Genomic DNA, 22,105 nt, shown 5'->3' with positions numbered 1-22,105 from the left:
TGCTGCAGATCCACCCCGACTTCCCGAACATGTGGGACGCGTGGGACGTCGACGAGTTCTACCGGAACACGGTGACCGACCTGGTGGACGCGGACGGGGTCGAGCCGGTCCCGCCGGCCGGGGACTCGGGCGCTGCCGCGGTGCGGGTCGTGCGCACCTTCGGCGCCTCGAAGCTCACGCAGGTGCTGTCGCTCGCGCCCGGCGCCAAGCGGCTCGACATCGACACGGAGGTCGACTGGCACGAGACCGAGAAGTTCCTGAAGATGGCGTTCCCGCTGGACGTGCACGCCGACCGGTACGCGTCCGAGACCCAGTTCGGCCACTTCCACCGGGCGACCCACACCAACACCAGCTGGGAGGCGGCGAAGTTCGAGGCCTGCAACCACCGATTCGTACACATCGAGGAGCAGGGCTGGGGCGTCGCGCTCGTCAACGACTCCACGTACGGGCATGACGTGACCCGTACCGTCCGGACCTCCGACTCCGGCACGACGACCACGCTCCGGGTCTCGCTGCTGCGCGCCCCGCGCTTCCCCGACCCCGAGACCGACCAGGGCGTGCACCGCTTCCGCCATGCGCTGGTGCCGGGTGCGTCGATCGGTGACGCGGTGCGCGAGGGCTATCGCGTCAATCTGCCGGAGCGCCGGGTGACCGGTGCGGGCGACGCCGTGGCCCCGCTCGTCACGGTGGACGACGACGCGGTCGTGGTCACCGCCGTCAAGCTCGCGGACGACGGCAGCGGCGATGTCGTCGTCCGCTTCCACGAGTCCCGGGGCGGCCGGGCCCGGGCGACTCTGACGACGGGCTTCCGGCTCGCGGACGTCACAGCCACGGACCTGCTGGAGCGGCCGACGGCGGAGGCGGGGAAGCCACAGCGGGCGGACGACACGGTGTTCCTGTCGCTGCGTCCGTTCGAGCTGGTGACACTGAGGCTGCGGCGGGCCTGACGGAGTCCTCCGGGGGAGAGGGGCCGCTGCGGCGTGGGCCCCTCCCTCTCGGTGGCGGCCGTGGACTTTCCGCAGTAGCACGCGAAGAATCGCCATGACAGCGCGCGAAGAAACGCCATGACCTCCCTCGGCCGGGATGGCCGGATTGTCCCGGCTGGAGCGGCACAATCCGGATACCGCAGTAGCTGACGCGCCCGCAGACGTCAGCCTCGACCAGGGAGCGCTCATGCCGGACGCCGCCGAGACATCAGAACGACCGGTACTGGTGGGTGTCGACCAGGGGAGCGGCCAGGAGTCCGTCGTACGTTATGCCGCCCAGCAGGCATCCCTGCACGGCAGGCCGCTGCACATCCTGCACGTCGTCGAGCACCGGGCCCCGGCCGCCGCACAGGAGAAGCCGGGAGAGCAGCTCGCTCCGGACGGGCCGGGAACAGAGATCCTGACTCCGCTCGTGGCGCTGATCGAGTCGGAGTTCCCCCGCCTGCGGGTCACCTCGGAGTCGGTCGACGGCAGGCCGGCCGCGGTGCTCCTGGAGCGGTCCTCCGAGGTCCCCTGGGTGGTGGTGGGCCACCGGGGCAGCGGGGGCTTCGCCCGGCTGGCGCTGGGCTCGGTGAGCTGGCAGGTGGCCACACACTCCGTATGCCCGGTGTTCGTCGTCCGCTCCGGCGAGGTCTCCGTGGCGGCGGAGAACCGGGTCGTGACCGGCGTGGACGTCTCCGACCCCGCCGAGGAGGCCCTGGACGTGGCGTATGCCGAGGCGGCCCTGCGCGGGGCGCGCCTGGAGCTGGTGCACGGGAGCTTCCATCTGGGGGAGGCGCCGTCCGGCCCCGGCATGGTCGAGCCGGACTTCGAGATCCGCGACGAGGCGCTGCGGACGTCCCTGCGGGAAGTCGCGGACAGCCGTCGTGAGCGGTATCCGGAAGTACCGGTCGACGTGCGCGTCGAGCGCCTTCGCCCGGCGACCCTGCTGGCGGACGCGTCGCAGAACGCGGTTCTCCTGGTCGTCGGCTCCCACGGGCGTTCCGGACTGCGTAGGCTGCTGCTGGGATCGGTGAGTTCCGAAGTACTGCACACGGCCGCGTGCCCGGTGGCAGTGGTCCACAGGGCCACTCACTGACCGTCGCCGACCAGCACTGACCGGCGCCGCCCAGCCGGCTCACCACCCTGGGACCGGCACAGGTACGGCGCGTGATCCGCAGCGGCGCGGACGGGTGCGCCACTGCTACTGCCCGCAAACGTTCGCCCACCGTATGCGGGCGGTGTTAGATGGGAGCATGGCGGGAGTCATCGGCCGCTTGCGCTCGCTGGTGAGTGCGCGGGCCGTCGCCAGCCAGGTGTTCGTCCTGCAGGTGGCGGTCGCGGTGCTGCTCGTCATCGCGGCGGTCGTGACGCTGCTGTTCCAGTCCCGGAACGACAGCGAGCGGGAGGCCCGCAACCGGTCGGTCGCCGTGGCCGAGACCTTCGCGCACGCGCCGGGTGTCGAGCAGGCCCTGGAGGGCCCCGACCCGAGCGCGGCGCTGCAGCCCCGGGCGGAACGGGCCAGGGAGCTGTCCGGTGTGGACTTCATCGTCGTCATGACGCCGCAGGGCATCCGCTACACCCACCCCAACCCCGACCAGATCGGGAAGAAGTACATCGGCACCATCGACCCGGCGGCGAAGGGCGGGATCGTCACGGAGACCGTCACGGGCACCCTCGGTCCGTCCATACGTGCCGTGGTCCCCGTCACCGACGCCAAAGGGCGGGTGATCGGCCTCGTCGCCGCCGGGATCACGATCGAGCAGGTGAGCGGCTTGACCGAACAGCATCTGCCGCTGCTGTTCGGCACCGCCGCGGTCGCCCTGCTGGTCGCCACTGCCGGGTCCGCGCTGATCAGCAAGCGGCTGCGGCACCAGACCCACGGGCTGGGGCCCGTCGGGATGACCCGGATGTACGAGCACCACGACGCCGTCCTGCACGCCGTGCGGGAGGGGGTGCTGATCGTCGACGGGGACCAGAAACTGGTGCTGGCCAATGACGAGGCACGACGGCTGCTCGAACTCCCTCCGAACCCGGAGGGACAGCCCGTACTCGAACTCGGCATCGACCCGGACATGTCCCGCCTGCTGAATTCCGGACGCCCGGTCACCGACGAGGTGCATGTGATCGAGGGCCAACTGGTGGCCGTGAGTCAGCGGTCGACGACCGAGGGCGGCGGGCCGCCCGGCACGGTCGCCACCCTGCGGGACACCACCGAACTGCGGACGCTCACCGGCAGGGCCGACACCGCACAGGGGCGCCTGAGGCTCGTGTACGACGCCGGGATCAAGATCGGCACCACCCTCGACGTGGTGCGGACCTGCCAGGAACTCGCGGACTTCGCGGTCCCGCGATTCGCCGACTACGTATCCGTCGACCTGCCGGACCTCGTGCTCCAGGGCGAGGAGCCCGGGGAGGGCGGGCCGGACCTGCGCCGTGTCGCCTACGCGGGCATCCGGGACGACGCCCCGCACTATCCGCGCGGGAGGCTGATCCACTTCGTCCCGGCCACGCCGCAGGCGGTCTCCTACGACACGGGGACGACCACCGTGGAGGCCGACCTGGCCGCGTTCACCGGCTGGCAGGGACAGGAGCCGGAACGGGCCCGCAGACTGGTCGTGTACGGAATCCATTCGATGATCGTCGTTCCGCTGCGGGCCCGCGGGGTCATCCTGGGCGTCGCCACCTTCTGGCGTTCGCAGAAGCCCGAGCCCTTCGACGACGACGACGTGTCGCTCGCCGAGGAACTGGTCACCCGCGCCGCCGTGAGCATCGACAACGCCCGCCGCTACACCCGCGAGCACGGCATGGCGGTCGCCCTGCAGCGCAGTCTGCTGCCGCGTGCCCTGCCCGAGCAGAACGCTCTCGACGTCGCCTACCACTATCTGCCCGCACAGCCGGGCCTCGGCGGCGTCGGCGGTGACTGGTTCGACGTCATCCCCCTGCCCGGCGCCCGTGTGGCACTCGTCGTGGGAGACGTCGTCGGCCACGGGCTCCACGCGGCTGCCACCATGGGCCGGCTGCGCACCGCGGTGAACAACTTCTCCACCCTGGACCTGCCCCCCGACGAACTGCTGTGGCACATGGACGAGCTGGTCAGCCGTATCGACCAGGACGAGGAGAACGGCGGCGGGGTCACGACGGTCACCGGGGCGACCTGCCTGTACGCCATCTACGACCCGAACTCCCGCACGTGCACCATGGCCCGCGCGGGCCACCTCGAGCCGGCGATCGTGCACCCCGACGGCGGTGTCGAATTCCCCGGCACGCCCGGCGGTCCGCCCCTCGGCCTCGGCGGCCTCCCCTTCGAGACCACAGAGCTGCACCTCGCCGAAGGCAGCAGCCTGGTGCTCTACACGGACGGACTCCTCGAGGACCGCGACCGTGACATCGACGAGGGGCTGGAGCTGCTGCGCCGCGCCCTGGCCCACACCGGCCGGGCGCCGGAGGAGACCTGTCGCGCCGTGCTCGACGCCGTGCTGCCAGAGCGGCCCCGCGACGATGTCGCGCTCGTCGTCGCCCGTACGCGCGCGCTGGACGGGGACCGCACGGTCTCCTGGGACGTGCCGTCCGACCCGTCGGCGGTCGGGCGGGTACGGGCCGATGTCGCCCGGACGCTGGATGCCTGGGGGCTGGGGGACGGGGCGTTCAGCACCGAGCTGATCCTCAGCGAGCTGGTCACGAACGCCATCCGCCATGCCACCGGCCCCATCCGGGTACGCCTGATCCGCGACCGTTCCCTGATCTGCGAGGTCTCCGACGGCAGCAGCACCGCCCCCCACCTGCGGCGGGCGGCGGCCACGGACGAGGGCGGCCGCGGCCTGTTCCTGGTGTCCCAGTTCGCCGAGCGCTGGGGCACCCGGTACTCCGGCGCCGGCAAGGTCATCTGGACGGAACAGCCACTTCCGTGAGGGCGGACGGGTGCGGGTCACGTACCGCCGTTGGTCCGGGCCTCGGTCACCGCGCCGTCCTCGACGCCCCACTTCGCGATGATCTTCCCGTACTCGCCGTTCTTGATGATCGCGTCCAGCGCGGCCTGGATCGCGTCGCGCAGTCGGCCTTGGCGAGGTCCTCGGAGACCGTGCCGCGCTGCACGACGATCTTGGTTTCTCCAAGGGTTCGGACGCGGGTGGGCGGGCGGTTCGCTACGAGGGGCGTCTGCCGGGGGCGACGACGCGGAGGCGGGAGACGGCAGGGTCGAGTGCGCCACGGACATGACCGCTGGGAGCCGCGGCGGTGCGCTGGAGGAAATCGATCACTTCGGCCGTAATCACCTCGCCCGGCAGCACGTTGGGGATGCCCGGCGGATAGGCCGCCAGGGTGTCCGCCGAGATCATGCCGACGGCGTCCGCGGCAGGCAAGGTGCACGACGGGCTGAGAAACGCCTCGCGGGCCGTCAGCCTGGCCGGGCCCGGAGACGGCAGCCGCAACCGGGACCGCTCGTCCGCGCCGGTGCCGGCCAGGGGGCGGGAAGGCAGTGCAGGGCTTCGATGAACCGGTCCGTATCGGGAGAGGCTCCCGCCCCCACCACGGCGACGATCGCGGAGTCGGTCGCGACCTCCACCATGATCTGGTGATCGCGGGACAGGAGCCGGCGTGCCTCGTGACCCGGTATGCCGCCGATTCGGGTGTCGATGGCGATACGCAGAGGATCGGCGGCGGCGATGTCCGGGAACAGCCCGAAGGTGTCGCTGACGATCGCGTACCGTCCGAGCTTGCGGATCACCCGGCGCACCTTGTCCGCGGCCTCCACGGACGCGCCGACGGCGTCGCGGCCCTGCACGAGGCCCGCCCGTGCCACGTCGAGCGATGCCATGAGCAGCGCGCTCGCGCTCGTCGACTGAACGAGCCGGAACGCACGGTCCACGAGCGGCTCCAGCCGGTCGGCGAAGGGGCCGTGGCCGAGGTGGAGCATGGCCGACTGGGTGAGGCTGCCCGCCAGCTTGTGCGTGCTGGACGTGACGAGATCGGCGCCCTGGGAGAGCGCGTTGCCGGGGAGGGCGGGGTGGAAACCGAAGTGTGCGCCCCACGCCTCGTCCACGATCAGCGCAGCGCCCGCGGCATGGGCGGTCTCAGCCAGGGCGCGGACATCGGCGACCGCACCGAAATAGCTGGGAGAGACGACATAGGCGGCCGCCGCTTCCGGGTGCTCGGCGAGGGCCTGGGCCAGGCCCTCGGCAGTGACTCCATGGGCGATGCCCTGGTCCGCGTCGACCGACGGCTGTACGAACGCGGCTTCCAGCCCCGACAGCACGAGTCCGTCGATGACGCTGGAGTGGACACTGCGCTGCACCACCAGGGTGCGGCCCAGCGCCGGTGCCACGAGTGACGCGATCTGGTTGCCCTGTGAGGCGCCGTTGGTGAGGAACCAGGTGCGCCGGGCACCCCAGGCCTCCGCGGCCAGGGCGAGCGCCTCGTGCAGCGGAGCCGTGCTGCCGAGATCGATTCCGTCGAGGAGCGGCGGAAAGTCCAGGCGGAGCGCTTCGGGGCCGACGAGGGCGGCGAGCGGTTCAAAGCCGGTCGTGTCCGCCGAGTGCCCGGGAACATTCAGCCGGACCCAGCTGCGGCGCGCGTGGGCCCGCAGCGCTTCGGCGTACGGAGCGCGGTGCTGCCCGGATCCGGTCGCCTGTCGTCCTTGGGCCGGTGCGGTGGTTGTGCTGTTCACGCCGGTGAGCGTCGCACCCCGCGAGCTATCGAGGAATACAGGAGTTACCTGCAGCCCTCCATACACTGTCTATATGCTTGAGCTTCGTCAGCTGCACGTCCTGAAGGCGATCGCGCAGGAGGGCTCGCTCGCCGCCGCCGCCCGTGCACTCCACTACACGCAGCCCACGATCACCCACCACCTCGGGGTGCTCGAGGCCCACTTCGACGCGCGCCTGGTGCAGCGCGGGCCGCGCGGAGCCGTACTGACCGAGCTCGGCGCGGCACTGCTGCCGCATGCGGAGGCAGTGCTCGAACGGCTGCGGCTCGCCGAGCGGGAGGTCCGGGATCTGGCCGAGCGGGGTACGCACACCCTGCACATCGGTACGTTTCCCACGGCCGGGGCGCTGCTGCTGCCACCCGCGGTGAAGGCCCTCCGGCAGGGCGGGGTGCACATCTCGCTCACCGAAGGCGAACTGCCCACCCTGTTGCAGGGGTTGCGCGCGCGTGAGCTCCACGCCGCCCTCGTCTTCTCCCAGCCGGGGGACCGCCTCGATCTCGACGACGATTTCGAGCTGCATCCGCTGCTGCACGATCCGCTGCAACTGGTGATGCCCGAGGACCACCGGTGCGCCGGCCTGACGCACGTACCTCTCGAAGATCTCAGGTACGACGACTGGATCGGCGCGGCCGACCCCCGCGACCCGTGCGACCGCCTCCTGGCCTGGGCGTGCGCCCAGTACTCCTTCGAGCCTGTGCATGCCCTGCGCACGGACGACTACGCGGTCGTCCAGGGCTTCGTCGCGGCAGGCGCGGGAGTGGCGCTGATCCCCCGGCTCGCCGTCGGTACACCGCGCGAGGACGTCGCCGTGCGACAGCTCAAGGGTGCCCCGCTGGCCCGGGAGATCAGCGTCGCCGTCCTTCGCAGCGCCGCCGCGCGCAGCATCCAGGAGCTGGTGGCGGCCCTCACGGAACAGGCGAGGCAGATCGAGCAGCGGTGGAGCGCCGCCGACGCCGGCACCGACGCGGACACGGGGGCCGATGCGGGCGCCGACGCGGACACGGCCCGGAGCAGGTGACGCTCACGCGTCCTCGGACAGCCGTTCGCGCGGCGCCAGGGGCAGCTCCGACCACACCTGCTTGCCGCTGCTGAGCGGTACCGAGCCCCAGGACGTCGTCAGCGCCTCGACGATGAGGAGTCCCCGGCCGCCGGTCGCCTCCCAGTCCAGCTGCGACGGTTTGACGGGACTGCGGGGCGAGGTGTCGTTCACGGAGATCCGCAGCCGGTCCGCGGACAGCGTCAGATCCAGGCGCACCTCTCCCCGCGTGTGGGCGATGGCGTTGGTGACCAGCTCGGACACGACCAGCAGAGCCGCGTCGAGTTCGTCCACCACACCCCAGGAGCGCAGCGTGCGGGCGGTGAAGCGGCGGGCGTGCATCACGGCGTTGGGGAGCCGCCACACCGTCCAGTGGGTCCGCATCGGCCTGACGCGCGTGCCGTCGTAGCGCAGGAGCAGCAATGCCACGTCGTCGTCGCGCCGGGTGACGCCCACGAGCAGTTCGTCGGCCACGCGTCCGGGATCGGCCGGGTCGGCCGCGGCGAGCACATCGCACACGCGGCTCATGCCGTCGTCGAGGTGGAGGTTCACCGACTCGACCAGGCCGTCCGTCAGCAGGGTGAGCAGGGTGCCGGGGACCAATCCGGCTTCGGTCATGGGGAATTCCGCGTCCGCGAGGACTCCCAGGGGAGGCCCGCCCTCGACCGCCATCTGCTCGGTGCTGCCGTCCGGGTGGCGGAGCACCGGGGGCAGATGGCCGGCCCGCACGAACCTGGCGATGCCCTCCTCCATGTCCAGGTCGACGTAGACGCAGGTGGCGAACAGATCGGTCTCCATACCGACGAGCAGGAGGTTGGCGCGGGACACCACCACATCGGGCGGATGGGCCTCGACCGCGTACGCCCTGACGGCCGTGCGCATCTGGCCCATGATGGTGGCGGCGCCGGCGCTGTGCCCCTGCACGTCCCCGATGACGAGCGCGACATGACCCTCGCCGAGCGGGATGACGTCGTACCAGTCGCCGCCCACTTCGAGGCCCACCGTCGCGGGCAGATAGCGGGCGACGGCCTCCCCGCCGGGCAGCTCCGGGAGCTTGCGGGGCAGCAGGCTTCGCTGGAGCATCGTGGCGAGCTCGTGCCCGGCGTCCAGCGCGTGCGCGCGCATCAGGGCATGCCCCACCAGACCGGCGGTCGCCGTCAGCAGCGCCCGCTCCTCCGGCTCGAACCGGTGCTCCTCGTCCCATCCCACCAGACACACACCGACCATGCGGCCGTCCGCCGGGAGCGGCAGAACCGCGAGGCCGCCCGGCCCGATGCCCGCCAGACCGGGCTCCAGGTCCGCGCCCGGTGGCCACAGGCTCACATGGCCCTCCCGCAGCGCGCTCTGCAAGGTGGGCAGTTCGTGGGTCGACGCGTCCGGCCATTCGGACCGCCATGCGGCCCGCCACACCTCGGGCCAGGCATTGGGCTCCGGAGGGTCCAGGACGGTGACCACGAGCCGGTCGGCCTCCAGCTCGGCGACCAGGACCCGGCTGGCGTCCAGCGGGTCGCGCAGGGCGGCGACCACCGTCTGGCTGACGTCCCGGATGGTCGCGGCACCGGCCAGCCTGGCCGACAGCCGCTGCACGACGGAGACCTCGTCGGCGCTCGGGCGCAGATAGGAGGCGTCGGCGACCACACCCAGCACGCGCTCCGGCGTGCCGTCGGTGGCCACCAGCACGCGGCATCGCAGCCCCAGCCAGCGCAGCTCGCCGCCGGGCCTGCGGATACGGAAGGCCAGCTGCTGTGTGGCGGAGGACAGCTGGCTCGGCTCCACGATCGCCATCAGCGCGGGGATGTCCTCCGGGACGGCGCATGCCAGGAGAGTCTCCACCCGTCCGTCGAAGTCCTCGGGAGCGATGCCCAGCAGCTCCAGCACGTGCGCGTGCGCCTCCATGTGCCCGGTGCTCAGCTCCAGGATGAACGCACCGCCGAGGAGGGGCACCAGCGTGTGGGCCAGAGGCGGCCGTGGCGCCGTCTCCCGCCCGGCGGCGCGAGCGGCGACCGATTCGAGTCCGGCGGCCACCTGGTCGGCGTAGAGCTCCAGCAGATCGCGGCGGTCGGCGCTGAAGCCGTCCGGGACCTCACCGGCGACGACCAGACAGCCCAGCTCCTCGGCGCCCCGTCCCAGGGGCAGTGCGCCCAGTGAGACCTTGGCCTGCGACATCCCGCCGCCGTCCCGCAGAACCCGGCCGGGAAAGTGGTGGGGATCGCTTTCGACGTAGGCCGCGAGTTCCCTCGGACTCAGCCACAGGGGACGGCCCGAGCGGAAGGCCTCGGCGGCGGGGAAGTGGCCGGAAACGGAAAGTACCGCCGGCAGTCCGTACACCATGCTGCGGTTCCCGGTCAGCTCGGCCAGATGGAGTTCTTCGCCCCCTTCGGCCAGCACATAGACAGCCGCCAGCTCAGCCCCGCAGAACGCAAAGCTTTGCCTGCTCACCGCCTGTACCGCCTCCCTGAGGGTGCAGCCGTCGCCGACGCTCTCACTCCATGCTGTCGCGCCCCGGACCGTGGGGGCGAGTCAGGAACGGAAGGTGACGAGCCCTGCGGGGGAAGTGGCCCGTCGGCGAAGACCCTACTGGCAGGGTTGTGGATTCGGCCATGGGCGTGCGAACGGCGCTCATGACCGGTCGTGGTGCGCGGCGAGGCGCGCTCGGTACGGAGGCGCTCACGGCAGCGCCGTGCCGTCCGGGAGCGCCTGTTCCGACCAGATGGTCTTGCCTTCCCCTGCGGTCCTGGTGCCCCAGCGGTCGCTGAGCTGCATGACGATGAACAGTCCGCGGCCCCCTTCGTCGGTCGGCGCCGCGTGGCGCATATGGGGCGAGGTGCTGCTGGTGTCGGAGACCTCGCAGATGAGGTTGCGGTCGAGGATGAGCCGCAGTTCGATCGGTCCTTGGCCGTAGTGGATGGCGTTGGTCACCAGCTCGCTGACGATGAGCTCGGTGGTGAAGACGGCGTCGGCGAGATCCCACGCCGCGAGCTGGTGCTCGACCAGCCGGCGGGCCGTGGCGACGACCGATTCGCGCGCGGGGAGCGTCCACACGGTGACGCGGTCGGCGCGCAGCGCACGGGTACGGGCGAGGAGCATTACGGCATCGTCCTCCGGCTTTGCCGGAATCAGCTCGTAGACGGCCGTGTCGCACAGCTGCTCCAGCGCTGCGTCGGGCTGGGCGAGGATCTCGTGGAGCCTCGACCGGGCGGCGTCGGCGTCCCGGCCGCGGGCCGTGACCAGGCCGTTCGTGTACAGGGCGAGCAGGCTGGACTCCGCCAGGGTGGTCGTGGCGGACGTGTATCCCGCGCTGCCGGCGCCGAGCGGAGGGCCGGCCGGCACGTCGAAGGGTGTCCTGGAGCCGTCGGGCCCCAGCACCAGGAGCGGCTGATGGCCGGCCCGCGCGGCGGTGCAGGAGCGGGACACGGGGTCGTACACCGCGCAGAGGCAGGTGGCGAGGAATTCCTCGGCCGCGTCGCCGCCGGGTCCCAGGGACGTGTGGGTGCGGGCGAGGAAGCCGGCGGTCTCGTCGAGCCGGGCGAGCATTTCTTCGGGTTCGAGGTCCTGCAGGGCGAGGGTACGGAGCGCGGTGCGCAGCTGTCCCATGGCCGCGGCGGCCTCGATCCCGTGTCCGGCGACATCGCCCACGGCGAGGGCGACCCGGGCGCCCGACAGCGGAATGACGTCGTACCAGTCGCCGCCCGCACCCTCGGGCAGATAGGCGTACGCGGTGTCGACGGCCGACAGTGCGGGCGGCCGGTCGGGCATGAGACCGCGTTGCAGCACGGTCGCGATGTCGCGTTCGCGGACGTAGCTGCGCGCGTTGTCGATGTGCACGGCGGCTTTCGCGACCACCTCCGTCGCCAGCGCGTAGTCGTCGTCGCCGAATGGATCACTGCGTACGAAACGGTAGAGCGAGGCCAGTCCCAGCAGGGTCTCCCGCAGCTTCAGCGGCACCACGATGAGGGAATGGACCCCTGCGGACAGGAGCGGCTTCCAGCGGTCCGGGTCCGCGCCGATCCAGGCGTCGCCCGCATCGACACGGGCGACGAGCCGTGGCCTCATGTCGTTGAGGGCCTGGGTGAACGGGGTGGGGAAGGGAAAGGTGCTCAGCTCGCCCTTGGACAGTGAGCCTTCACCGCCGCGCACGGACCGGAACGCCCCCCGGCGCAGCGGTGTGTCCGCGGCGAGCGGGCCGCGCCTGGGGGCCCGCCCGCGCAGTGCTTCGTCGATGAGGTCCACCGCCGCCGCGTCGGCGAGGCGCGGTACGAGAACGCCCACGAGCTCCTCCGCCGTACGGAACGCGTCGAGGGACGTGCCGACGGAGCCCTGTGCCTCATGCAGAACGTCCAGCCGCTCGAGGGCGGCCTCGCGCTCGGTCACATCATCGACGATGGCCGCGAGGCCCAGCGTCTCCCCGTCCGCGTCGTGCAGTCTGAACAGGGAGAGCGAGACCGTCATCACCTGGTCCGGGGCCGAGAGCGGGCTGCCCGTCACCAGGCGGTCACGGACCACTCGGCCGGTCCGCAGGACCTCCTCGGCCAGGGAGGTGATTTCCTCTGTGCCGGCTCCCAGCGCGAACTCGTCGATGGTGTGCCCGAGTACGTCCTCCGGTGGTACGTCGCGGACGCCGGGTGCCGCGTGGTTGAACCGGATCACGCGCAGGTCGGTGTCGAGGACCCACAGGCCTTGTGGTGCCTGGCTGAAAAGGGCGTCGAGCAGTGCCACTTCCACCTGGGCCCTGTCCGCTGCGTCCACCGGTACACCTCCGGGAGCCTTTCACTCCCCGGTTCCACCATCACCGATGGGGGCGGACCGGCAAGTCGGTTCGCCCCCATGTCATGACCGCGGCACGTCAAGTGGGAATCAGGTCCCCATGGACTCCTGGAGGCTCTTCGGCCGCATGTCGGTCCAGTGCGTCTCGATGTAGTCCAGGCAGGACTGTCGGGTGCCGGGGCCGTGCACCACCGTCCACCCGGCCGGGACCTCGGCGAAGTCGGGCCACAGGCTGTGCTGGTCCTCGTCGTTGACCAGTACCGAGTACACACCATCGGCATTCTCGAACGGGTTGCTCATGCGCGGATTCTCCTCCGTACGGATGTGCGGACGTGGGGCGTGTGGATCAGTATGAACGGGCCCGCGAAGCGGTGGGCGGCCCGTCGGCGTTCAGCGCCGCGTGACTGAGTTCGACACCGCCGGACGCCGCGGGTGCACCCGGTACGACGCGTACGGGCGTATCACTCACCTGAGCGGCTCAGCTCCGTTCGCGCGCACTCCCTCCCCGGGGTCTGCTGTTGTCCGGCCCGTCGGACGGCGGAGGCCCGTCGGACAGCGGAGGAGAATGGCATGCCGGACAACGCGAGCGCGGGCTCCGAAGGGAGTGAGCTGGAGCGGCTGCATGCCCGTATCGCGGCACTGGAGGCCGCCCAGAAGGCGCCTCGGCCGCCCCGGCACCGGTTGCGCTCGTTCCTCGCCGCGCTGCTGATCGTCATCGGCTGCGTGCTGGCGCCGCTGAGTGTGGCCGCCCGGTGGACCGCGAGCCAGGTCGGCGACACCGACCGGTACGTCGCCACCGTCGCACCGCTCGCCTCCGACCCGGACGTCCAGTCCGCGGTCGCGGGCCGCGTAACCGACGTCGTGATGCAGCACATCGACCTGCCGAAGCTGCTGGAGGAAGTGGCCCCGGCCGACCGCCCCAGGCTGGAGCAACTGCTCGGCACGCTCGGCGGGGCCCTGGAGAACGCCGTCCGCAGCTTCGTGCAGGACCGGGCGCAGGACATCGTGGCGTCCAACGCGTTCAAGACCATCTGGACCGACGCGAACCGCAGGATCCACGCCGCGGTCGACAAGGCGCTCACCGGAAGCGGCGGCGGCGCGATCGAACTCACCGACAACGCGGTCCAGATCGACCTGGCCCCCGTGATCGACCAGGTCAAGCAACGGCTCGTCGACGAAGGACTCACCGTCGCCGCGAAGATCCCCGAGATCCATACCAACTTCACGGTCTTCCAGTCCGAGAGCGTCGGCAAGGTCAAGACCGCCTTCCGCCTTCTCGAACTCGCGGCGACCTGGCTGCCCATCGTCGGCATCGTGTTCATCGCCGCGGGCATCCTGCTCTCGGCACACCGCCGCAAGGTCCTCGTCGCCGCCGCCCTCGGTGTCGCGTTCGCGACGCTGCTGCTCGGCATCGGGCTGACGGTCTTCCGGCTGATCTATCTCGATGCCCTGCCCCAGGGCGTCTCGCAGCCCGCCGCCGAATCCGTGTACGACATCCTGGTCCGCTACCTGCGTACGGCGGTCCGCAACGTCGTGGTTCTCGGCGTGGTGGTCGCCCTCGCCGCCTGGCTCACCGGACCCGGCCGGTACGCCGGCCTCGTACAGCAGTTGTGGACCTCCGGCATCACGGCGACACGCACCACCGCGGACCACGCGGGCCTGCGCACCGGGCCCGTCGGTCCCTGGGTTCGCCGCTACCGGACCTGGATCACCTGGGTGCTGGTCGGGGCCGCCGTGCTGGCCTACATCCTGTGGTCGTACCCGACCGCGTGGGTCGTCGTCGGACTCGCGCTCGCGCTGCTGTTCGCCCTCGCGGTGGTGGAGTTCCTGGCGTCGGAGGGCGACGCCTCCACCCCGGCAAAGGGGCGCTGGGACCCCGCGTGGCGCGGCCCTCCGGGCGCTTCGTGAGGGCCGTACACCGGCAGGGCGTACGGCCGCGGGCCGTGTGAGGCTGGACGCATGGCCAGGGCCAACGAAGAGATCGAGGCGCTCCTCCAGGAGTACGCCGACCTCATCTCCATCACCGGAGGCGACGCCTTCAGGGCACGCTCCTACGAGAAGGCCGCAAGGGCCATCGGCGGGTACCACGCCGATGTGTCCAAGCTGGACGCCAAGGGGCTGCGGGAGATCCCCAACGTCGGCAAGTCGATCGCCGACAAGGTCGTGGAGTATCTGACGTCCGGGCACATCTCCGCCGTGGAGGAGCGACGGCAGTCCATCCCGGCCGGTGTCCGCGAGCTGATGGCCATCCCCATGCTCGGGCCGAAGAAGGCCATGACGCTCTACGCGGAGCTGGAGATCTCCTCGGTGGACCAGCTCCTCGACGCGATCCACGAGGAGCGTCTGCGCGATCTGAAGGGATTCGGCGAGAAGACGGAGGAGAACCTCCTCCACGGCATCGCCCTCATGCAGAAGGCCGGCAGCCGCATCCTCCTCAACGCCGCGATGGACTCGGCCGAGCAGATCGTCGCCGAGCTGTCGCAGATCAAGGGCTGCGAAGGATGCACCTACGCCGGTTCGCTGCGCCGGATGCGGGAGACCATCGGGGACATCGACATCCTGGTCGCGGCCGATGCGTCGGCGCCCTTCATGGAAGCCCTCGGGGCGCTCCCGTACACCGCCGAGGTCATCGCGCACGGTGAGAAGAAGACGTCCATCCGCACCACCAAGGGCCTCCAGGTCGATCTGCGGGTGCTGCCTCCCGACTCCTGGGGCGCGGGACTGCAGTACTTCACCGGCGCCAAGGCGCACAACATCCGCACCCGCGAGATCGCGGTCCGGCACAAACTCAAACTGTCCGAGTACGGGCTCTTCGACGCCAAGAGCGGCAAGAAGATCACCTCCGAGACCGAGGAGGAGATCTACGGCCGTCTCGGCCTGCCATGGATCCCGCCGACGCTCCGTGAGGACCGCGGCGAGATCGCGGCCGGGCTGCGCGACGAGCTCCCGGAGCTGGTGACCGAGGACGACATCCGCGGTGATCTGCACACCCACACCGACCTCACCGACGGTCTCGCCCCGCTCGATGACATGCTCGCCGCGGCCGCCGCGCGCGGATACTCCTACTATGCGGTCACCGACCACGCCCCCGATCTCGCCATGCAGCGCATGACCAAGGAGAAGATGCTGGCGCAGCGCGAACGGGTCCGCGAACTCGACGGCAAGCACCGGGGGATGCGGCTGCTGCACGGCACGGAGCTCAACATCGGTCCCGAAGGCGATGTGGACTGGCCTGACGAGTTCCTCGCGGACTTCGACATCTGCGTGGCCTCGATCCACTCCCACTTCAACCAGAGCCGACGGGCGCTCACCCGCCGCCTCGTCCGCGCCTGCGAGAACCCCTACGTCGCCGTCATCGGCCACCCCACCACCCGCAAGATCGGCACACGCCCCGGCATCGACGCCGACTTCGACGCCGTCTTCGAGGCCTGCGCCAGAACCGGTACCGCCCTGGAGATCAACGCACACCCGGAGCGGCTCGACCTCGGCGACGAGGACATCCTGCGCGCCAAGCGGTACGGCGTGAAGTTCGCGGTGAACTCGGACGCGCACTCCACCACGCATCTGCCGTACATGCGCTATGGGGTCGCCACGGCCCAGCGCGGCTGGCTGGCCAAGGAGGACATCATCAACACCTGGACGCTGACGAAACTGAAGCGCTTCATCCGTCCGAAGAGCTGACCGCGCCCGAACGCCCGACGCGGCTCAGCACGGCTGCCGCCACCGGTCCCGTACCGGGTCCCCGCCCGGCCTCCGGCGTGCGACCCGCTCGATGCGGACGGACGATGAAGCCGATGAGCGGAGCGGCAGTGAGCAAGGAACATCTCGGGCCGGGCACGGGCGGTGCCCTGGTCGTGCTCAGTGACGTCAACAAGCACTTCGGCGCCCTGCATGTGCTCCAGGACATCAACCTGACCATCCACCGTGGCGAGGTGGTCGTCGTCATCGGGCCGTCCGGGGGCGGGAAGTCGACACTGTGCCGCGCCATCAACCGGCTGGAGACGATCGACTCGGGCGAGATCGCCATCGACGGCAGACCGCTGCCCGCCGAGGGCAAGGAGCTGGCCCGGCTGCGCGCCGACGTCGGCATGGTCTTCCAGTCCTTCAACCTCTTCGCACACAAGACGGTGCTGGACAACGTCATGCTGGGCCAGCTGAAGGTCCGCAAGAAGGACAAGAAGGCCGCCGAGGAGCGGGCGCGCGCGCTCCTCGACCGGGTGGGCGTCGGCTCGCAGGCCGACAAGTACCCGGCGCAGCTCTCCGGCGGCCAGCAGCAGCGCGTGGCCATCGCCAGAGCGCTGGCCATGGACCCGAAGATCATGCTGTTCGACGAGCCCACGTCCGCGCTCGACCCCGAGATGATCAACGAGGTGCTGGAGGTCATGCGGCAGCTCGCCCGCGACGGAATGACCATGGTCGTCGTCACCCATGAGATGGGGTTCGCCCGTTCGGCCGCCAACCGTGTGGTGTTCATGGCCGACGGCAGGATCGTGGAGGAGACGACCCCCGACGAGTTCTTCAGCAACCCCCGCACCGAACGCGCCAAGGACTTTCTCTCCAAGATCCTTCACCACTGAGCCCGGCCCCGGCACCACCCGGCAATCCCGAGGGATGATCACCATGAAGATTCGCAAGGTCTCCGCCGCGACCGCCGCGGCGCTCGCGCTCTCCCTCGCCACCGCAGCCTGCGGATCCGGCGGCGGTGGAGGCGCCGGCAGCACGGAGAGCGGGAACCACAAGATCACCGTCGGCATCAAGTTCGACCAGCCGGGCATCGGCCTGAAGACCCCGGACGGCAAATACACCGGCTTCGACGTCGATGTGGCGACCTACGTGGCCAAGCAGCTCGGCTACAAGCCGAGCGACATCGTGTGGAAGGAAGCCAAGAGCGCCGACCGCGAGACGCTGCTCCAGCGCGGCGATGTGGACTTCATCGCAGCCTCCTACTCGATCAACGACGAGCGCCGCAAGAAGGTCGACTTCGCCGGTCCGTACCTCCTGGCGCACCAGGACGTCCTGGTTCGCGCGAACGACAACTCCATCACCAAGCCGGCGGACCTGAACAACAAGAAGCTCTGCTCGGTCACCGGCTCCACCTCGGCGCAGAACGTCAAGACGAAGCTCGCGCCGCAGGCGCAGCTGCAGGAGTACGGCGGCTACTCCGAGTGCCTGACAGGGCTGGAGAACAACGTCATCGACGCCATGACCACCGATGACTCGATCCTCGCCGGGTACGCCGCGCAGGACCAGTTCAAGGGCAAGTTCAAGCTGGGCGGCTTCAAGCTGAGCAATGAGAACTACGGCATCGGCGTCCAGAAGGGCAGCGAGCTCAAGGCGAAGATCAACGCAGCCCTGGAGAAGATGGTCGCGGACGGCACCTGGAAGGAGTACGTCGACAAGAACTTCGGTCCGGCCGGCTACCGGAGCGAACCCGCCCCGAAGATCGGGGTCGTCGTCGGCTGAGGCCCGGTGCGCGGAGCACGGAAGCGGCACGGCCACACCGCAGGAGGCCCGCCCGCCGCCACTGCTCCCGCCGTGGCCCGTGCCACTCCACCCGATCGCCGCCGGTTGCCTGTTGCTCCACCTGATCGCCGCCGGTTGCCGGTGCCGTGAACGGCGCATCTAGTGGCGAGCATGGCTGTCGGCGCATCACGTGTGAGCGTCCCGCGGGAACCGGAGGAACCGCGTGGCCGTCCGGGCCGGCCGAAGGGCCCCGGCGGCCGCTCACTCACGACCGCATGGGTCGTGGGTCTCACCTCGCTTCCCCTCGGGCTGCTCGCCGTCGCCTGCCGGCTGGGCCGCCACGTCCGGCCCAGCGCGGACGAGTGGTGCTTCCTGCCCCACGTGCGCGATCACGGTGTCGCGGGGCTGATCGGGAAGTTCTACGCCACCGACAACGGCCGGATCGGCAACGGCCTGCTCGTCGCGCTCTACGCACAGTTCCCGGTCGCCGGTCATCAATGGTTCGCGCTGATCAGCGGGTTGCTCGTGCTGGTCCTGCTGTGGGCCCTGACCGTCCGGCTGCTGCGCGGAGCCGGCCGGGCGGTACCCCGCGGAGTCCCGCTGCTCGTGGCGGCCATGGTCACGGCGGTGTTCCTGTTCGCCACGCCCAACACGTACAAGACGTTCTACTGGCCCGCCGCCTCCGTCTCGCACACCCTGGCTCCCGTGCTCGCCGTCGCCGCGGCCCTCCCGCCGCTCGCCGCCCGCGGGCGCCGGGGCCGTATCGCCGCTCTCGCCGTCGTCCTGGCGGCGGGGATCTTCCTGGGCACGCTGTCCGAGGAGACATCGCTCGTCGCCCTGGTGGTGCTCTGCGGTCTCCTGCTGCTCAGCCGCCGGCTCTTCACCGAGCGCGTACGGGTCCACGTCCGCGCTTCGGCCCTGCTCGGCATGGCCGGGGTGGCCATCGGGACGGCCGTGCTGCTGACGTCGCCCGGATCGCGCAACCGGCGCGAGCGGTACGGCGCCGGGAGCGCCGGCATGCTCGCCCCCGAATCCCTGGCCGCCTCGGCGCGCGGCTTCGCGCGGATCCTGGAAACGGTCCTCACGACCTGGCAGTACGGGGGCGCCGTCGCCGCGGGCGTGCTGCTGGGCCTGCTCGCCCGGGCCCGCACAGGGACCGGCCCTGCGGCCCTGCGGCCGTGCAGGCCACTGCTGATGACCACCTTCGGCGTGCTGGCCTTCCTGCTCTCCGGCTACCTCTGCACCGTCGTCACCCACCCCGTCTTCGGCGCCCGGGTGGTGTCCGCGGAACGGACCTGGAACGACTACCTCCTGCTGTACGTCCTGGTCCTCGTGGCCGTCGGCGCCTTCCTGGGACGGGCGCTGCGTACCCGGCTGCCCCGGCGGTGGACGGCCGTGGTGACGGCCGCGGCCGCGGCGCTGTACGCCACGGCCGTCGTGGGACTGGCCGGACCGCTGCACCATCTGGGTGAGGACATGCGCGTACGGGCCGGGCTGTGGGACCGGCAGGACCAGTGGCTGCGTGCCGGGGCGGCGAACGGCGCGAAGGTCCTCCCGTACACCCGTCTGCCGGTCAGCGGGATGCTGGAACCCTTCGGCAACCACGGGCGCAACCTCTGGCCGGCCCGGTGCGTCGCCGACTACTACCACCTGGACCGGGTCACTCACTCGACACGGCTTCCGTGACCGGCTCCTTCGCGCCGGAGGTGATCGCCCACCGCGCGAGCAGGAACGACAGCGGTGTGACCAGAGCGCCGGCGACGAGGGCGGCGAGATGCTCGTCCATGCCGAGCCTGCTCACCGCGAGATGGAGCAGTAGGCCGCTGCCCACGAGATTGGCCACGCCCGAGACCGGATACCGGAGGAACGCACGCCACGTCGGTCGCGTGCGGAGTGTGACGTACGAGTTGAGCAGGAACGATCCCGTGACGCTCACGGCGTACGCCAGCGCGTGGGCGGCCAGATAGGGCAGCCAGACGTTCAGCGCGGCGTACACCGCGAAGTACACGGCCGTGTTGGCGAGGCCGATCACGGCGAAGACGAGGAACTGGCGGATGCCGACGGCGTTCATGCGTGCGGCCCGGCCCGTCCGGCAGCCTTTGCCGGGAGGCCGTCGGGGCGCAGCGGTGCGGACTCGTCCGTCTCCCGCACGACATAGGGCGGCCGCCGCTTCGACTCGTGGTAGATCCGCCCCACGTACTCCCCGATGACGCCGAGCGTGGCCAGCTGGATTCCGCTCAGCGCGACGACGGCGGTGATGAGGGTCGCGTATCCCGGCGTGTCGACACCGTTCAGTACGGCGTTCGCCACGATCCACAGCGCGTAGACGAGAGCGGACAGAAAGAGCCAGAGACCGGTGTGGATCGCCAGGCGCAGTGGACGGCTGTTGAAGGAGAGCAGTCCGTCGATGCCGTAGTTGATCAGCCGTCGGCCGCCCCACTTGGACCGCCCGGCGGCCCGCCGGACGTTCCGGTACGTGAAACTGACGGTGTCGAAACCGATCCACGAGAAGAGCCCCTTGGAGAAGCGGTTGGTCTCCGGCAGCGACAGGACGGAGTTCACCGCGCGGCGTGACAGCAGCCGGAAATCACCGGCCCCGTCGACGATCTCGACGTCCATGAAGTGACGTACGAGCCGGTAGTAGGCCCGGCTGAGCGCGGTGCGCACGGCGCCTTCGCCCGTTCGGTCGCGCCGGGCGACCACCTGGTCGTAGCCGTGCCGGTGCAGCTCCAACATGCGGTGGACCAGCTCCGGGGGATGCTGCAGGTCGGCGTCCATGAGGACGACCACGGCCCCCCGGGACATCCGCATCCCGGCCAGCAGGGCGGCCTCCTTGCCGAAGTTCCGGCTGAAGGAGGTGTAGCGCACCCGCGGAGAGTCCGCCGCCAGCTCCCTCAGCCGCTCGACGGTGCCGTCGCCGCTGCCGTCGTCGACGTAACAGATCTCGAACCGCTCCCCGGTCAGCTCCAGCGCGCTGGTCAGGGCGGCGTGGAAGGCGCCGATCACCTCGCTCTCGTCGAAGCACGGTACGACGACCGAAATCTGGATCACTGGCATCTCTCCAGTGGAACGCGCGGACCGGCCGGGGGCCGCTGCACCTACTCCGCACGAGTGGAGGCAAAGAATAAGCTTTGACTTATATAAGCAGCTCCTGGCATAGTCGGATGCGTGCACGCATTCGATGTACTGGGGGATCCGGTGCGACGCCGGATATTGGAGCTGCTGGCCGACGGCGAGCAGACATCGGGCGCGGTCAGCTCCGTGATCCGTGCCGAGTTCGGAATCTCGCAGCCGGCGGTGTCCCAGCACCTGCGGGTACTGCGCGAGACCGGATTCGCTTCGGTACGGGCCGAGGGCACCAGGCGGCTGTACGCCGTCGACTCCGCGCCGCTGCGCGAGGTCGACGCATGGCTCGACAGGTTCCGCGGCTTCTGGGAGCAGCGGCTGGACGCGCTCGGGACCGAGCTCGCGCGAGGCAGGCGCGAGCGCCGGAGACACGGCCGCACGAACGACAAGGAAGATCAGCAATGAGCGACATCGTCGACCAGATCAACGACATCCACCGCGAGGTCGGCAGCCGGCCCCTGGCCGAGGGCGAAGCCCGTACGGTGCTGCTGCGGCGTACCTACGACGCCGCGGTCGAGGACGTATGGGACGCGTGCACCGATCCCGAGCGGATCAGCCGCTGGTTCCTGCCGGTACGGGGCGACCTGAAGCCGGGCGGCCACTACCAGCTGGAGGGCAACGCGGGCGGTGAGATCCTGCGCTGCGAGCCGCCCCAACTGCTCAGGGTGAGCTGGGTGATGGGGGAGCACCCCGGATTCAGCGAGGTGGAGGTGCGGCTGACCGCGGAGGGCGCCGAGCGGACCGTCTTCGAGCTGGAGCATGTCGCGGTCGTCCCGCCGGAGTTCTGGGACCGGTTCGGCCCCGGCGCGGTCGGAGTCGGCTGGGATCTGACGGTGCTCGGTCTCGGTCTGTATCTGAAGGGCCGCGAGATCGGCCCCGCCGGCGCCGAGGCCTGGCAGATGACCGACGAGGCCCGGGAGTTCATGACCCGCAGCAGCGCGGCCTGGGGCGCGGCGTACCGGGCGTCCGGCGCGTCGGCCGACGCGGTCGCGGCCGCCGTGGGTGCCACGACGGCGTTCTACGCACCGCCCGAGCCGGAGCAGTGAG

Annotated in this window: 17 protein-coding genes and 2 pseudogenes; 11 read left to right on the top strand and 8 right to left on the bottom strand. The window is 70.7% G+C overall.

All coding sequences use genetic code 11. The features are described 5' to 3' along the window. The 3 genes from ACWGI8_RS16560 to ACWGI8_RS16550 all read left to right on the top strand — a co-directional run. Window positions 1-947 (top strand): glycoside hydrolase family 38 C-terminal domain-containing protein (locus ACWGI8_RS16560; protein ID WP_453661521.1); only part of this gene is annotated, 947 nt, incomplete at its 5' end. Between the two features lie 136 nt (window positions 948-1,083). Next, window positions 1,084-2,064, top strand: a complete 981-nt coding sequence (locus ACWGI8_RS16555; protein WP_453661519.1) for a universal stress protein — start codon at window positions 1,084-1,086, stop codon at window positions 2,062-2,064. Between the two features lie 157 nt (window positions 2,065-2,221). After that, the gene (locus ACWGI8_RS16550) at window positions 2,222-4,876 is read left to right on the top strand and encodes a SpoIIE family protein phosphatase (protein ID WP_453661517.1); all 2,655 of its coding nucleotides are present in this window, start codon (window positions 2,222-2,224) and stop codon (window positions 4,874-4,876) included. Window positions 4,877-4,893: 17 nt separating this feature from the next. Here ACWGI8_RS16550 and ACWGI8_RS16545 read toward each other — a convergent pair. The 3 genes and pseudogenes from ACWGI8_RS16545 to ACWGI8_RS16535 form a co-directional block, all read right to left on the bottom strand. Beyond that, window positions 4,894-5,019, bottom strand: a pseudogene (locus ACWGI8_RS16545) (ABC transporter substrate-binding protein); the annotation flags it as partial. 91 nt (window positions 5,020-5,110) lie between these two features. Beyond that, window positions 5,111-5,302, bottom strand: a complete 192-nt coding sequence (locus tag ACWGI8_RS16540) for an Orn/Lys/Arg family decarboxylase (RefSeq protein WP_453661515.1) — start codon at window positions 5,300-5,302, stop codon at window positions 5,111-5,113. A gap of 59 nt (window positions 5,303-5,361) precedes the next feature. Continuing rightward, a complete protein-coding gene (locus ACWGI8_RS16535; RefSeq protein ID WP_453661513.1) occupies window positions 5,362-6,630 on the bottom strand; it encodes an aminotransferase class I/II-fold pyridoxal phosphate-dependent enzyme in 1,269 nt (422 codons plus the stop codon). Window positions 6,631-6,703: 73 nt separating this feature from the next. Between ACWGI8_RS16535 and ACWGI8_RS16530 the strand changes: the two genes are divergently transcribed. Then, a complete protein-coding gene (locus ACWGI8_RS16530; protein ID WP_453661512.1) occupies window positions 6,704-7,687 on the top strand; it encodes a LysR family transcriptional regulator in 984 nt (327 codons plus the stop codon). Window positions 7,688-7,690: 3 nt separating this feature from the next. Here ACWGI8_RS16530 and ACWGI8_RS16525 read toward each other — a convergent pair. The 3 genes and pseudogenes from ACWGI8_RS16525 to ACWGI8_RS16515 all read right to left on the bottom strand — a co-directional run. Next, window positions 7,691-10,177 (bottom strand): annotated as a pseudogene (locus tag ACWGI8_RS16525) (SpoIIE family protein phosphatase); the annotation flags it as partial. A 195-nt stretch (window positions 10,178-10,372) separates the two neighbouring features. Next, complete coding sequence (locus ACWGI8_RS16520; RefSeq protein WP_453661510.1) at window positions 10,373-12,451, bottom strand: SpoIIE family protein phosphatase; 2,079 nt, start codon at window positions 12,449-12,451, stop codon at window positions 10,373-10,375. 108 nt (window positions 12,452-12,559) lie between these two features. Beyond that, window positions 12,560-12,769 carry an MbtH family protein gene (locus tag ACWGI8_RS16515; RefSeq protein ID WP_453661508.1) on the bottom strand — a complete coding sequence of 70 codons (210 nt, stop codon included), beginning with the start codon at window positions 12,767-12,769 and terminating at the stop codon, window positions 12,560-12,562. A gap of 270 nt (window positions 12,770-13,039) precedes the next feature. On the opposite strand from ACWGI8_RS16515, the gene ACWGI8_RS16510 reads away from it, so the two are divergent. The 5 genes from ACWGI8_RS16510 (at window position 13,040) to ACWGI8_RS16490 (ending at window position 19,618) form a co-directional block, all read left to right on the top strand. Next, the gene (locus ACWGI8_RS16510; protein WP_453661506.1) at window positions 13,040-14,377 is read left to right on the top strand and encodes a hypothetical protein; all 1,338 of its coding nucleotides are present in this window, start codon (window positions 13,040-13,042) and stop codon (window positions 14,375-14,377) included. A 51-nt stretch (window positions 14,378-14,428) separates the two neighbouring features. Further along, entirely contained in the window at window positions 14,429-16,150 is a 1,722-nt protein-coding gene (gene polX, locus ACWGI8_RS16505) for a DNA polymerase/3'-5' exonuclease PolX (RefSeq protein ID WP_453661505.1), read from the top strand. A gap of 113 nt (window positions 16,151-16,263) precedes the next feature. After that, window positions 16,264-17,046, top strand: coding sequence for an amino acid ABC transporter ATP-binding protein (locus tag ACWGI8_RS16500; RefSeq protein WP_453661504.1), 783 nt, complete (start codon window positions 16,264-16,266; stop codon window positions 17,044-17,046). Between the two features lie 43 nt (window positions 17,047-17,089). Further along, window positions 17,090-17,932, top strand: a complete 843-nt coding sequence (locus ACWGI8_RS16495; RefSeq protein WP_453661503.1) for a glutamate ABC transporter substrate-binding protein — start codon at window positions 17,090-17,092, stop codon at window positions 17,930-17,932. A gap of 171 nt (window positions 17,933-18,103) precedes the next feature. Beyond that, a complete protein-coding gene (locus tag ACWGI8_RS16490; RefSeq protein WP_453661502.1) occupies window positions 18,104-19,618 on the top strand; it encodes a DUF6056 family protein in 1,515 nt (504 codons plus the stop codon). Here ACWGI8_RS16490 and ACWGI8_RS16485 read toward each other — a convergent pair. After that, complete coding sequence (locus tag ACWGI8_RS16485; RefSeq protein WP_453661501.1) at window positions 19,593-20,003, bottom strand: GtrA family protein; 411 nt, start codon at window positions 20,001-20,003, stop codon at window positions 19,593-19,595. The two genes, ACWGI8_RS16490 and ACWGI8_RS16485, sit on opposite strands and share 26 nt — an antisense overlap. Continuing rightward, window positions 20,000-20,983 carry a glycosyltransferase family 2 protein gene (locus tag ACWGI8_RS16480; RefSeq protein ID WP_453661523.1) on the bottom strand — a complete coding sequence of 328 codons (984 nt, stop codon included), beginning with the start codon at window positions 20,981-20,983 and terminating at the stop codon, window positions 20,000-20,002. The genes ACWGI8_RS16485 and ACWGI8_RS16480 overlap by 4 nt, the downstream gene beginning before the upstream one ends. 117 nt (window positions 20,984-21,100) lie before the next feature. On the opposite strand from ACWGI8_RS16480, the gene ACWGI8_RS16475 reads away from it, so the two are divergent. Both ACWGI8_RS16475 and ACWGI8_RS16470 read left to right on the top strand, forming a co-directional pair. Next, window positions 21,101-21,463, top strand: a complete 363-nt coding sequence (locus tag ACWGI8_RS16475) for an ArsR/SmtB family transcription factor (RefSeq protein WP_453661499.1) — start codon at window positions 21,101-21,103, stop codon at window positions 21,461-21,463. Then, on the top strand, window positions 21,460-22,104 hold the full coding sequence (locus ACWGI8_RS16470) for an SRPBCC family protein (RefSeq protein WP_453661497.1): 645 nt from the start codon (window positions 21,460-21,462) through the stop codon (window positions 22,102-22,104). The genes ACWGI8_RS16475 and ACWGI8_RS16470 overlap by 4 nt, the downstream gene beginning before the upstream one ends. Window position 22,105: the final 1 nt, after the last annotated feature.

The sequence above is a fragment of the Streptomyces sp. NPDC054841 genome (genome assembly GCF_053611045.1).
The sequence above is the reverse complement of the archived record's forward strand: the minus strand, read 5'-3'. Positions and strand labels throughout refer to the sequence as shown.

Excerpts from the sequence above, each read along its gene's own strand:
- ACWGI8_RS16555 (WP_453661519.1), top strand. The coding sequence starts at position 1,084 with ATGGCCGGATTGTCCCGGCTGGAGCGGCACAATCCGGATACCGCAGTA.
- ACWGI8_RS16550 (WP_453661517.1), top strand. The coding sequence starts at position 2,222 with ATGGCGGGAGTCATCGGCCGCTTGCGCTCGCTGGTGAGTGCGCGGGCC.
- ACWGI8_RS16540 (WP_453661515.1), bottom strand. The coding sequence starts at position 5,302 with ATGATCTCGGCGGACACCCTGGCGGCCTATCCGCCGGGCATCCCCAAC.
- ACWGI8_RS16530 (WP_453661512.1), top strand. The coding sequence starts at position 6,704 with ATGCTTGAGCTTCGTCAGCTGCACGTCCTGAAGGCGATCGCGCAGGAG.
- ACWGI8_RS16515 (WP_453661508.1), bottom strand. The coding sequence starts at position 12,769 with ATGAGCAACCCGTTCGAGAATGCCGATGGTGTGTACTCGGTACTGGTC.
- ACWGI8_RS16510 (WP_453661506.1), top strand. The coding sequence starts at position 13,040 with ATGCCGGACAACGCGAGCGCGGGCTCCGAAGGGAGTGAGCTGGAGCGG.
- polX (WP_453661505.1), top strand. The coding sequence starts at position 14,429 with ATGGCCAGGGCCAACGAAGAGATCGAGGCGCTCCTCCAGGAGTACGCC.
- ACWGI8_RS16500 (WP_453661504.1), top strand. The coding sequence starts at position 16,264 with ATGAGCGGAGCGGCAGTGAGCAAGGAACATCTCGGGCCGGGCACGGGC.
- ACWGI8_RS16495 (WP_453661503.1), top strand. The coding sequence starts at position 17,090 with ATGAAGATTCGCAAGGTCTCCGCCGCGACCGCCGCGGCGCTCGCGCTC.
- ACWGI8_RS16490 (WP_453661502.1), top strand. The coding sequence starts at position 18,104 with ATGGCTGTCGGCGCATCACGTGTGAGCGTCCCGCGGGAACCGGAGGAA.
- ACWGI8_RS16485 (WP_453661501.1), bottom strand. The coding sequence starts at position 20,003 with ATGAACGCCGTCGGCATCCGCCAGTTCCTCGTCTTCGCCGTGATCGGC.
- ACWGI8_RS16470 (WP_453661497.1), top strand. The coding sequence starts at position 21,460 with ATGAGCGACATCGTCGACCAGATCAACGACATCCACCGCGAGGTCGGC.